This window comes from Synergistaceae bacterium (genome assembly GCA_012728235.1).
GTDB lineage: Bacteria > Synergistota > Synergistia > Synergistales > Synergistaceae > JAAYFL01.
The window spans coordinates 61,725-74,531 of the sequence record JAAYFL010000055.1 but is presented as its reverse complement, the minus strand read 5'-3'; the positions used below and the strand labels follow the sequence as shown (position 1 = coordinate 74,531).

Below are 12,807 nucleotides of genomic sequence, written 5' to 3'. Positions count from 1 at the left end.
TGATATATGGCAAAAGTACTTAATGTAAACCCTAATAGGATGGAGTTATCCAAGCTCAAAAAGAGTCTTGTCGTAGCAAAAAGAGGGCATAAATTATTAAAGGATAAACAAGATGCCCTGGTTAAGGAATTCTTAGTAAGAGCTAGAGCTGTTTACCAGTTGCGGCAGAAAATAGAAGAGGAATTAGCCTTATGTTATGCAGGATTTTTATTAGCTAGAGCACAGACTTTGCCTCAAATGCTTGAGCAGACTTTGATGTCAACCAGTGGTGATATGAGGGTAGATGTTAGTTTCGCCAACGTAATGAGTGTACGTGTTCCAAAGTTTAGCTTACCCAAACAAGAAATTGAACTGAATTACGGTTTGGGCGCTTCTCCCGGAAGTCTTGACGTTGCTCTTGAACAATTCTTGTCTCTTATGCCAAAGCTGGTAGAACTTGCAGCAGAAGAAAAAGCGGTTAATTCTATGGCACTTGAAATTGAAAAAACAAGGCGTCGTGTAAATGCACTTGAACATGTAATGATACCAAACACTACAGAAACGATTCGTTCAATAGCAATGAAATTGGACGAAGCAGAGCGATCAACATTATCAAGACTTATGGTCATAAAAGATATTGTCAGAGCTCACTAAGTTTTAACAAAAGAAATAATATAAAAAGTAGCGACAGATTATTTTTTAATCTGTCGCTACTTTTATGTCCTTTATGTGAAGCGTAAAATAGCACTTTTATTGATATTCATTTATTTGGTCGGGATGAGAGGATTCGAACCTCCGACCCCCTGCTCCCAAAGCAGGTGCGCTAACCAGACTGCGCTACATCCCGAGACTGAAAGATTATAACACTAATTTAAAAAAATAACAGTATGTGAAAATCAATAATTCTCAATAATATCTATTTCAGAGGGTGTCAATTTATATAGTTTGTATATTACATTATTTAATTCTTTTTCAGTTGATCGGATTTTATCAATCGAAATTTTTCTTTGATTATCTCTAGATATTGAATACATACTACTAAGTTCTCTCGCACATCGTTCAATAAGTATTTTTTGCTTTACAGAAAAAGAATTAGTTCTGCTTATTTTTCTTATTGGTAATTTTAAAAGCAGGGACAACTTAAGCTCAAAATGATCGTTTAATAGCTTATTTGCAGTATTCCTGAAGTAAAAATCTAGAAGTTTAGAGTTTAATAGGCCTAGCAAATAATAATCATTGCAAGCGATAATTATAGTTTTATCATTAGAAAGGTATTTGTTATTGTCTATAGTTGCTGAGAGCTTTTTTACAATTGTAGGGCAGATAATCTTGATCTCGTCAAAAAGATGACAATATTTACAGGATCTCAGTTCCCACCAATAATCTCCCTTATCACTACGTCTTCTAGCTTTTTCTTCAAAATTTGCAAGATGTGTAGCTACTGAAGGATGGGTTTCTATTAACCAATCAATAGGGTCTTTTGTGCCTCTTGATTTGTTTGTGTAGCCTTTAGGCATAAATATGACATGCTTATTTGGGGATGCTTCCTCATATCTTTTTATATCTCTACCTGATAATATAGGACGTAATATTTTTGCAGCACAAGCTTCGTTGTACTTGAAATCATCTGCAATTTTATTGCTTACTATGAAAGCTTTATTTAACCCCGTCAAAATACCTCTAAAAATTTTCTTATCAGAGTATTCTGATAAAGGAATAACGTCAGAATGTTCTAGCTTATTTATTAAGTTACTTATCTTTGTAGATGTAAAATTCCAGCTCTCTTTAGATAAAAATGATTTGTCTATAACCTGAGCATAATCTTGCACATAATTAGATATATTGTTGCAGTCGCTATCAAAGACATTTGTAATGCTTAGTTGTTCAGAAGGAGTGCTATTGTCTGCTATAAGTAGCGATAATGGCGTAGATAAGCCGGCTAGTGGCCTTATATGGTCATAATTAACCAATGTTATTATATTTTTAGAGAGAAAGAACTTCCTAAGAGGTTGTCCATATTCTGAAAGCATCCACTTATTAGACATTATCAGTCCTAGACATCCCACGTCTTTTATCATGTCAAAAGCTCTTTCTGCAAAGAAACAATATAAGTCTGAGCTTGTCGAATGAGAATAATAAGAAACAAGTTTGTCTTTTATCACGGAAAAAAGCTCTTGTCGCATATGAGTAGGATTAGTAATAATAATGTCAAACTTTTTACCATGGAACAAATCTTCAATTAAAATGTTTCCCCAAACCATATTACTCCTTTTTATAGAAGTAGCTGGATAATTTAAAAGCAATGCAATTCTAAGAGTTTCTAACGCACTAAGATCAAAATTAGTTGTATATAAGGAATTAGAAAAAAAATCGCAGAGATAATCTATTTCTTTTCTCTCTGTATTCTTCGATAAGAAAGAGTTTAAAGCTAATCTAATTTTTGAAATGATATATGACATAGTTATAATAATTTCACCAGAACCAGATGAAATATCACAAAATTCCATATTCTCTAGTACTTTTTCTACTTCATTCGCTTTAGAAGCCAAAGGAGAGCCGGTTGTGTATAATTCTTCAAACTGAAAGTCGTTTGTTGTAATTGAGCAACAGTTTCTAATGTAATTTTTTAGGGTTTGTGTACACATAAAATAAAGTATATCTTTAGGTATTTTTACTTTAAAGAATGTTGGAGAAGCAATAAAATATTCTATGTATTCTTCTCCAGAAGAGGGGAGTATCGCTGTAAAAGCGGAAGTAACGGAATAATTAAAGAGATAGTCTCGGATAAATTCGCAGACATCTTCGCTTGAATCAGATAAAGATACCCCAACTTGTGTTTTTATGAGCAATATTTCTATACTTGTAGTTCCTTCCGGTAAAACTACCTTGCCTATTAGTTGACAGGAAGAAATTTTATCCTTAAATTGCTCTTTAATAAAATTTCCAGAACGAATCCAAGTTTCATCTTCGGAGATTTTATTTATATAAGATGAAAGAGTGGCAATATAGCTTGATAAATTAAATGATTTTACATGATGTTTTTTATGAATAACACAGTTATCATCTAAATTCCACATTCGGGATGGCCTCCAGTAAATATTTTTGTTAAGTATATAATGAAAAATAAAAAAACAATATCCTTATTATAGATTATAACTGCCCAGATTATTTCTTTCTTTTTAAATCAAGACTTGACAGTTTAAGCCGCAGATTGTATTATCCATTTTGTTATTTTGCGGAAGTAGCTCAGTTGGTAGAGCGATGGCCTTCCAAGCCGTAGGTCGCGGGTTCGAGTCCCGTCTTCCGCTCCATAGTGAACAAACCCACGAGACATGTCTCGCGGGTTTTTTTATTATTAAAATGTTATTCGGCTTATGTTAACAAAAATTGTATAACGTCTATTATAATTAAGTTGAAATAGATTCCATTAATTAGCGTTATATAGTAAAGGAATAGGATTTAATATAAAAGTATTCTTAAAATAGTTTTTATACGTGTGGTGACAGTATGTGATTAAAGATATTAACCTTTTATCTGGAGAAAAAATACAAAGTACCGGTGTGAGGCAGGGTTGGTGGAACTCCGAAGGGTTAGTAATGGCTATTTCCGGCGGTGCTGATTCTGTCTGTATGCTTTGGTTACTTAAAAACTTCTATAAAGGGAGATTAGTGGCAGCACACTTAGATCACACGACAAGGAATGGACAATCACACGAAGATGCTAGTTTTGTTTTCAATCTTTGTGAGAGGTGGGGAATAAAATGTTACGTGAAACGACTAAAAGTATATGAAGAAAGATTAGCGGGTGAATCTTTTGAAATGGCTGCTAGGCGTGAAAGGTATACATTTTTTAACGAAGTTGTAGAAAAAGAAAAGTTATTTTTTATTGCAGTGGGGCATTCTGCAGATGATGTCGTAGAGACTCAGCTGATGAATCTATTTAGAGGCACTGGTCTTCCTGGATTACGTGGAATTCCTCCAGTCAACAGAAATATAGTTCGGCCTATAATAAATTTTAGAAGAAGCGAACTAAGAAAAGTCTTGAAACAGAATAATATCTCCTGGAGAGAAGATTCAAGCAATGAGGATTCCAGTTATCTAAGAAATAAAATAAGGAATGAACTTATCCCATGGATACACGACAACGTAAATAAAAATTTTGAAAGTGTCATGTTAGGGTTGGCAAAACAAATTGAGGTCGAATTATCCGAACGCTCCAAACGTACTGCAAATCTTCTTGATAAAGTATCGTTTTTGCTGCCTCCTTCACTAGTTTCATGGCACAGTAATAAAATAAAGAAAATTTCAAAAGAAGAATTAGCCGATATTTTACGTATGCAAGGAAATAGATTGCAACTTCCGACTTTATCGAGGAAAAGAACAGAGGAACTCGTGCTTTTACTTAAGAAAGGCGGGTTTTGGCGCTTTCAATGGGCAAGAGATATAGAAGTTTGCTATTCAGAAAGAGGTATTGGCTGGTTACATAGAAAAGATGTAGAAGAATCATTAAATAAAAATAATAAAATAACAAAAAATGAAATGCTTCCGTGGTGGGCTAGATAGCACAGTATATGTTACTATAATTAATGTTTTGTAAAATAAGAGTTTTAGCGAAGGAGTTTTTAATAGTGGACTATAAAGTGGGAGAAATACTGATTTCAGCAAAAGAAATACAGTATAAAATCAAAGAAATTGCAGCTAGAATTCGCAAGGATTACTCTGGAGAGGAATTAGTTTGTATTTGTGTATTAAAAGGGGCCTCGGTCTTTTTCACAGATCTTCTTAGAGCAATCGGTCCTGAGGTCGATATAAGAATGGAATTTCTTACGATTTCATCATATGGACTATCTACAAAAAGCAGTGGAGTTGTACAGATACAGCAAGATATAAGCACTGATATATCTAACAAAAACGTTCTTATAATAGAAGATATCATAGATACGGGGGTATCTCTTGCATATTTAAAAAAACTTTTTAACACAAGATCTCCCAAAAGTTTTGAAATGTGTGTGTTGCTTGATAAGAAAGAGTGCAGAACGACGCCTGTTCAAATAAAATATTCAGGTTTTATCATCCCCAATAAATTTGTAGTGGGTTACGGATTAGATTATGCGGGAAAATTCCGCCATCTGTCTTCTTTACATATAGTTGAGCCGATTTTATAGAAAATAGTTATTGGTCGAAAGAGAGGAATCACGGTTTGAAGAAAACTTCCAGAAATATAGGTATGTATATATTATTGATTGTACTTGCAGTAGCTTTAGTAAGTAACTTTCTAAATCCTGAAATAAAAAATATACAAGAATCAGAAGTAACTTATTCACAGCTTCTTAAAGAAATAAAATCCGGAAATGTTGCAAGTGTAAAAATTGAACAAGAAAAGATTAAAGGTACGTTTAATAATGGAGAAAAGTTTATAACTCACACAGTTGACCTATCTGATTCAGCTAGATTAGCTATGTATTTCAGTGAGAACGGTGTGGATGTTGAGGTCATTCCTCCTAAAAAAACTTCTTGGTTGGCCACGCTTTTGACCGCATTGTTGCCTCCACTACTTTTAATTTCAGTTTGGATTTATTTTATGTACAACATGCAGGGTGGAGGAAGCAAGGTCATGGGCTTTGCCAAAAGCAAAGCGAAAATGTTTCTGGACAATAAACCGAAGGTCACGTTTGATGATGTCGCCGGATGTGATGAGGCTAAAGAAGAATTAGAAGAAGTTGTAGAATTCTTAAAATCTCCGGACAAGTTCACAAAACTCGGAGCAAGAGTCCCCAGAGGAGTACTTTTATTAGGAGCACCTGGTACTGGTAAAACCCTCCTTTCAAGAGCGGTTGCCGGAGAAGCAAACGTTCCATTTTTTAGCATAAGTGGTTCGGATTTTGTGGAGATGTTTGTTGGAGTAGGAGCCGCAAGGGTTAGAGATCTTTTTGAACAGGCCAGAAAATTTCAACCATCTATAATATTTATTGATGAAATTGACGCGGTGGGCAGACACAGAGGGGCGGGACTAGGAGGAGGCCATGACGAAAGAGAGCAGACTCTAAATCAACTTCTAGTTGAAATGGATGGTTTTGAAGAAGGAACAGGCGTAATCCTTATAGCTGCAACAAATAGACCTGATATTCTTGACCCAGCACTGTTGCGCCCCGGCCGCTTTGATAGGCAAGTAGTGGTTGATGCCCCAGACTTAAAAGGAAGAAGCGAAATTCTTAAAGTTCATCTTAAAAATAAAAAGGTCTCTAAAGACGTAGACTTAGATGTTTTGGCACGTAGAACACCGGGTTTTGTGGGAGCAGATATAACAAATTTAGTTAATGAAGCTGCTCTTCTATCGGCAAGAAGAGGTAAAAAGAGACTAGAAATGCCCGAATTTGAAGAAGCAATAGACCGTGTTATAGCTGGGCCTGAACGTAGAAGTAGAATTATAAGCAAAAAAGAGCGCGAGATAATTGCTTACCATGAGGTCGGACACGCATTGGTAGCAAGTAAGATCGAGGGATCAGATCCTGTACATAAAATATCAATTATTCCAAGAGGGCATATGGCACTGGGTTATACCTTGCAATTGCCGGAAGAAGATCGGTTCTTAATTTCGAGACAAGAACTTTTTGATAAAATAACAATCTTATTAGCAGGTCGTACTGCAGAGTCCCTGCGTTTTGGAGACGTAACCACCGGTGCTTCTAATGATCTCAAAAGATCAACACAGATAGCCAGAGAAATGGTTACTCAATTTGGCATGAGTGATAGGCTGGGACTAGTTACTCTGGGCAAAAAAGAGCACGAAGTTTTTCTTGGAAGAGAACTTGTGGAAGACAGAAATTATAGTGAAGAAGTGGCTTATGCGATAGATCAAGAAGTGCGCTCTATAATTGATGAAGCTTTTAACAGAGCAAAAAAGATACTTGAAGAAAATAATGATAGGCTTGAAAACATAACCGCCCTCTTACTTGAAAAAGAAGTGTTGGATGGAGATTTGCTTGTAGATTTGCTTGAATATCCGCAAAAAGAAAAACAAGAGTTGGAAAGCAAGAATAATTCTGAATCTCAGAAAAGTGAGCTTTCAGAAGAGGCTTAATGTTTTATTTTTCTTCAATAGAATAGAGTCATAATGTGTGTATAAAAACAGGTATAACATGCAATTTAAGCTAATTCTTTTTGATATAATATCATAAGGGACGCTCGGGATTTCCCGGGCGTCTTAAATTTTTAGTTAGGATGAGACAATGGAATATTTGTTTAATTTAAAAAGTCCTTGGCCAATGTCTAAAGATCAGGCTAAAGCGGTTGAAAAACTTGTAAAAGGATTTAATCTTCCCAATACAAAGCAAACTCTTTTGGGCGTCACTGGTAGCGGAAAAACGTTTACTATGGCAAACGTTATACAGCAGCTACAACGCCCAACACTAGTTATGGCTCATAACAAAACGTTAGCAGCGCAGCTATATAGCGAGTTCAAAGAGTTTTTCCCAGACAATTCCGTTAATTTTTTTGTGAGTTACTATGATTACTATCAGCCTGAAGCCTACATGCCCGCACAGGATATTTATATTGAAAAAGATGCTTCTATTAATGAAAGAATAGAAAAACTGCGACTAGCAACAACAAAGGCATTGTTAGAAAGGCGGGATGTAATTGTTGTGGCAAGTGTTTCCTGTATCTACGGTTTGGGAAAGAAAAAAAATTATGAGGATGCAATTTTTAGATTTGCTGTTGGAGAACAGTGGAATCGAAGAGCTTTTATGAGTCGACTGTTACAAAACTATTATCAACGTAATGATATGGTTCGCGAGCCGGGAGTTTTTTCTAGTAGGGGTGAGATTATTGAAATATATCCAGCCTATAGCGATAGTATTATTAGGGTTCTATTCTTTGATGACGAAATTGAGAAAATAGAAGAAATAGATGCGATTACTGGAAAAATACAGAATTCGAAACAGCAAGCTGGAATATTCCCAGCACAACACTATGTGACATCTTCAGATGCAATTGAAAAAGCATCTGAACTTATAGAAGAAGAGCTAAAACAGTCCATAAGTAATTTTAATGCAGCAAATAGACCTCTTGAAGCTGAAAGAATAAAATTAAGGACAAAATACGATTTAGAGATGCTTTTAGAAGTCGGGTACTGTTCCGGTATTGAAAATTATTCAAGATATTTGGATGGAAGACAGCCAGGTGATACACCGGGAACTCTTATGGATTTTTTCCCTAATGATTTTCTTGTTTTTGTTGACGAATCACATATAACATTACCTCAAGTAAGGGGTATGTATAACGGAGATAGATCTCGTAAGGAAACTCTTGTTGAACACGGGTTCAGATTGCCTTCTTGCCTTGACAACAGACCATTAAAATGGGATGAATATGTTCCCTTTCTTAAAAGTGCTCTTTTTGTTTCTGCAACACCTGGAGACTATGAGTATGAGAACTCACAGCAAGTTGTTGAACAAATAATTCGTCCCACTGGAGTTGTTGATCCTATTGTTGAGGTTCACAATGCAACTGGACAGATAGATGATTTAATCGAAGAAATTAGACCAATAATTAAAAAAGGAGAAAGAGTACTTGTTACGACTCTAACGAAGCGTTCCTCGGAAGATTTAGCTGAATATTTGGCCGAATTAGGAATAAAAGTCCGCTATATACACTCAGAACTAGATACTTTTGAGAGGGCGGAGCTTCTGCGTGATTTAAGGAGAGGAGATTACGCAGTATTAGTTGGTGTTAACTTATTAAGAGAAGGAATAGACCTCCCTGAAGTTTCTTTAGTAGCAATACTTGATGCGGATAAGGAAGGGTTCTTGCGCTCGCACCGCTCGTTAATACAAATGATTGGCAGAGCCGCAAGGAATGAGGCTGGCAAAGTAATTTTGTATGGAGATAAAATTACCGGCAGTATGAATTCTGCAATAAAAGAAACAGAAAGAAGACGTATAAAACAGATAAAATATAATGAACTGCATGGCATTATTCCAAGTACAATAACCAAAGAAATAAAAGACTTGCTTCCAACAGAACTTATTGAAGACGAGACTCTCGAAGGTAGAGTAGCGGAGGCTTCTTCCAAAACTAAAAGCTACAGTATTCGTGAATTAGAGAAAAAAATGTGGTCATCAGTTGAAGAACTTGATTTTGAAAAAGCAGCTGAAATCAGAGATTTAATTGTGCATTTGAAAGGTGAATCTGAAAGTGAAACAGGTATTAAAAATTACAGGCGCTCGCCAAAACAATTTAAAAAACATCGACGTAGAAATACCTAAAAACGAGCTTGTTGTGATAACTGGACCTTCTGGCTCGGGCAAATCTTCTTTAGCATTTGATACAATTTATGCTGAAGGACAGAGACGTTATGTTGAGTCGCTTTCTTCTTATGCGAGGCAATTTTTAGGTGTATCAGAAAAACCAGATGTAGATGATATAAGAGGATTATCTCCGGCCATTTCTATTGAACAGAGAGGAACAAGCCATAATCCTAGGTCAACGGTAGGAACCGTAACTGAAATCTATGATTATTTAAGATTGCTTTTCGGAAGAGCTGGAATCCCACATTGCCATCAATGCGGCAAAATTGTTCATCGTTACAGCATTGATGAAATAACAGATAGAATTTTTCGAGAATATGACGGAAAACCAATAGAAGTTCTATCCCCAATTATACGAGGACAAAAGGGTGAATACAAAAATTTATTGCTAAAACTTCAGCAACAAGGATATTTAAGAGCCCGTATTGACGGAACTCTGTTATGGCTAGAGGAAGAGATTGAACTTGATAAAAATAAACGACATTCAATCGAATGTGTAATAGATAGACTCAGAGTCAAAGAAGAAAATCGTCCGCGTCTAGCAGAATCAGTAGAAATATCAATGAAACTGTCTGGTGGGTTAGTGTTACTGGTCTCAGGAAATATGCCGGACTTACTTCTTACAGAAAAATATATCTGTCCAGACTGCGAAATAAGTTTGCCCGACATTGAACCCCGATTATTTTCTTTTAACAATCCTTTTTCTGCATGTCCTGAATGCTCTGGCCTCGGCAATCATGTCTATTTTTCTGAAGAATTAGCAGTAAACCCTGATTTACCTTTAGCCCATGGAGGTTTTATCCCTTGGAAGACAGTTAAATATATGGTTGAGAGAGCGGAATTAATTGCAAAACAAAACGGTTGGGATATTTCTAAGCCATTTAAAGAGCTTCCTCAAAATGCACAAGACATTTTGATAAATGGTTCTAACGAGTCGATTCCTTTGACCTTTACATCTTACAAAGGTGAGCACGAGTACAACGGGAGGTACATAGGATTAATACCGTGGCTTGAAAAAAGATTTAATGAGACTGAGTCTGAAACATATAAAGATGAACTTCTCCGTTTTCAAATAGAGGATGAGTGTAGCGTGTGTCACGGATCTCGCTTGAGACCCGAAGCATTATCAGTCTTACTTGGTGGTTATAATATTGCTCAACTTACAGAATTGCCGATAAAAGACTTAATAGTTGTGCTAGATGAACTAAAACTTGCGGAGAGAGAGCAAGAAATAGTAAAACAGGCTATTTCTGAAGTTAAGAAAAGGTTATCTTTTTTAAATGATGTTGGTGCGGGTTATCTAAGTTTATCTAGAAGAGCAGATACACTGAGCGGAGGAGAAAGCCAGCGCATTCGCTTAGCAACACAAATAGGTTCTCAGCTCACAGGCGTTCTTTATGTCCTTGATGAACCTACAATAGGATTGCATCCTAGAGACACTGAAAGACTATTAAAGACCCTTTGTTCTATAAAAGACTTAGGCAACAGTGTAATTGTAGTGGAGCACGACAGGGATACAATGAAAGCTGCTAATTATATATTAGAGTTGGGGCCAGGAGCCGGCGAGCAAGGAGGAGAATTGATTGCAAGTGGCAGCATGGAAGAAATTATAGCGGGAAATTCTTCTACCGCTGTTTATTTAAGAGGAGAAGTAAATGGAGCTTATATACCACATAAAAAAAGAAGAATCCCTACGGCTTCAATCTCTCTAATAGGCTGCTCCGAAAATAACTTAAAAAATATAAATGTTGATATTCCCTTAGGAGTATTCGCTACATTAAGTGGAGTTTCTGGTTCAGGTAAAAGTACTCTTCTTTATGAAATATTGTATAAAGGGTTGTGTAGCAAATTTGACAAAGAGTCTAGGTCTCGCTTGGTAAAAGATAAAGAAATAAAAGGTTATCAAAAGTTAAAAAATATTGTTCTTATTGACCAAAGTCCTATTGGGAGAACGCCAAGGTCAAACCCCGCAACATATACAGGGGTATTTACTTCGATACGAGAATTTTATTCACAATTACCAGAATCAAAACTTAGAGGATATACACCGGGTCGCTTTAGTTTTAATATCAAAGGAGGAAGGTGTGAAGCCTGTAAGGGAGACGGCGTACTAAAGATATCGATGCTGTTTCTACAAGATGTTTATGTTGAATGCGATGTGTGTAAAGGCAAAAGATATAATAGTGAGACGTTAGAAGTTAGACATAAGGGACTAACCATTTCAGATGTGCTTAACCTAACTATCGATCAGGCAGCAGAGCATTTCAGAAATATCCCACGTATTCTTAATAAGCTTAAGACTATACAAGAGGCAGGATTGGGTTATATAAAATTAGGGCAGTCTTCTACTACATTAAGTGGGGGAGAGGCACAGCGAGTTAAGTTGGCAACACATCTAAGTAAAAAATTTAGAGGGAACACCTTGTATTTACTTGATGAGCCTACGACCGGATTACATTTTTCAGATGTCAAAAAACTTTTAAAATTACTTAACAAATTAATAGAGCAGGGAAATTCAATACTTGTTATAGAACATAATCTTGATGTGCTGGCATCCTCTGATTATATAATAGACCTAGGCCCTGATGGAGGAACAGAGGGCGGCAGAGTTGTAGCAAGAGGTACACCAGAAGAGGTTGCCTTGAAAAAAACTTTCACAGGGTTGCATTTGAAAGCATTTCTTAAAGATATAAAGAAAGGACATACAAATGACTGAGGGAAATTTTAAGGGGATGAATGAAGATATTTGCTGGGGAAGGAATCCTGTCTTTTCTTTGCTAGAGGAGTCTCCTGAAAAGTGTGCAAAAATACTAATATCTACTAACATTCAGAATCACGTAAGATCAAAAATACACGCTCTTTGTCGCAAGAGTAATGTCGTGTATCAAGCAGTTGACTCACTTGTATTAAATAGAATAACAGATAAAGCCAATCATCAGGGATTGGTGGCACATATAACGCCAATGAAACTTTGGTCGGTTGATGATTTTTTGAAAACGATACCTGAAAGACCGGCTCATGTAATGATGTTACTCTGTGATCATGTACAAGACCCCCATAACCTAGGGGCAATCATTAGAAGTGCTGAAGCTGCCGGCGCATCTGCAGTTATGATTCCTAAACATGGTTCATGCTTGCCATCAGGGACAGTTGTTAAGACAAGTTCTGGGGCTGCATTGCGTTTGCCGATAATAAAAGTAGGCAATTTAACTCAGCTTATCAAGACTTTGCAAGAAGAGGGATTCTGGGTTGTCGGTCTTTCTATGGACGCAGAAGAAACTCTTTTTAAATCAGACATGAGCCCTCGCACGGTTTTTGTCGTAGGTGCTGAAGGGAATGGATTGGGTAAATCAGTTGCCAATACATGTGATGAATTAAGAAAAATACCAATAAAAGGAAGTGTTGGCTCCTTAAATGTGTCAGTAGCAGCAGCACTTGCAATGTTTGAGTGGAGAAGGTCTTAATGTTAAGCAAGTTAAAGGGTTAAAGTATAAAGCTTGACGGTGACTTCAAAAGGTGAT

At 36.3% G+C, this 12,807-nt stretch carries 8 protein-coding genes and 2 tRNA genes; 8 read left to right on the top strand and 2 right to left on the bottom strand.

Annotated elements, in window-relative coordinates; translation table 11 throughout:
• Positions 1 to 6: 6 nt before the first annotated feature.
• Positions 7 to 633 (top strand): V-type ATP synthase subunit D, encoded by a 627-nt coding sequence (locus tag GXZ13_04455; GenBank protein NLX75080.1) that lies wholly within the window; start codon positions 7 to 9, stop codon positions 631 to 633.
• A gap of 115 nt (positions 634 to 748) precedes the next feature.
• On the opposite strand, the gene GXZ13_04450 is transcribed toward GXZ13_04455, so the two are convergent.
• A tRNA-Pro gene (locus GXZ13_04450) sits at positions 749 to 826 on the bottom strand.
• A 49-nt stretch (positions 827 to 875) separates the two neighbouring features.
• Positions 876 to 3,056, bottom strand: a complete 2,181-nt coding sequence (locus GXZ13_04445; protein ID NLX75079.1) for a hypothetical protein — start codon at positions 3,054 to 3,056, stop codon at positions 876 to 878.
• A 158-nt stretch (positions 3,057 to 3,214) separates the two neighbouring features.
• Between GXZ13_04445 and GXZ13_04440 the strand changes: the two genes are divergently transcribed.
• From GXZ13_04440 to rlmB, 7 genes are all read left to right on the top strand, one after another.
• Positions 3,215 to 3,290 (top strand) — tRNA-Gly (locus tag GXZ13_04440).
• Between the two features lie 198 nt (positions 3,291 to 3,488).
• Positions 3,489 to 4,541 (top strand): tRNA lysidine(34) synthetase TilS, encoded by a 1,053-nt coding sequence (tilS, locus tag GXZ13_04435; GenBank protein ID NLX75078.1) that lies wholly within the window; start codon positions 3,489 to 3,491, stop codon positions 4,539 to 4,541.
• 65 nt (positions 4,542 to 4,606) lie between these two features.
• Positions 4,607 to 5,143, top strand: a complete 537-nt coding sequence (gene hpt / locus GXZ13_04430) for a hypoxanthine phosphoribosyltransferase (protein ID NLX75077.1) — start codon at positions 4,607 to 4,609, stop codon at positions 5,141 to 5,143.
• 35 nt (positions 5,144 to 5,178) lie between these two features.
• Entirely contained in the window at positions 5,179 to 7,059 is a 1,881-nt protein-coding gene (locus GXZ13_04425; GenBank protein ID NLX75076.1) for an ATP-dependent metallopeptidase FtsH/Yme1/Tma family protein, read from the top strand.
• 148 nt (positions 7,060 to 7,207) lie between these two features.
• Positions 7,208 to 9,244: an excinuclease ABC subunit UvrB gene (gene uvrB / locus GXZ13_04420; protein NLX75075.1), complete on the top strand. Its 2,037-nt coding sequence runs from the start codon at positions 7,208 to 7,210 to the stop codon at positions 9,242 to 9,244.
• Positions 9,174 to 12,002: an excinuclease ABC subunit UvrA gene (uvrA, locus tag GXZ13_04415; protein NLX75074.1), complete on the top strand. Its 2,829-nt coding sequence runs from the start codon at positions 9,174 to 9,176 to the stop codon at positions 12,000 to 12,002. The genes uvrB and uvrA overlap by 71 nt, the downstream gene beginning before the upstream one ends.
• Positions 11,995 to 12,750: a 23S rRNA (guanosine(2251)-2'-O)-methyltransferase RlmB gene (gene rlmB, locus GXZ13_04410; protein NLX75073.1), complete on the top strand. Its 756-nt coding sequence runs from the start codon at positions 11,995 to 11,997 to the stop codon at positions 12,748 to 12,750. The genes uvrA and rlmB overlap by 8 nt, the downstream gene beginning before the upstream one ends.
• Positions 12,751 to 12,807 lie beyond the last annotated feature (57 nt).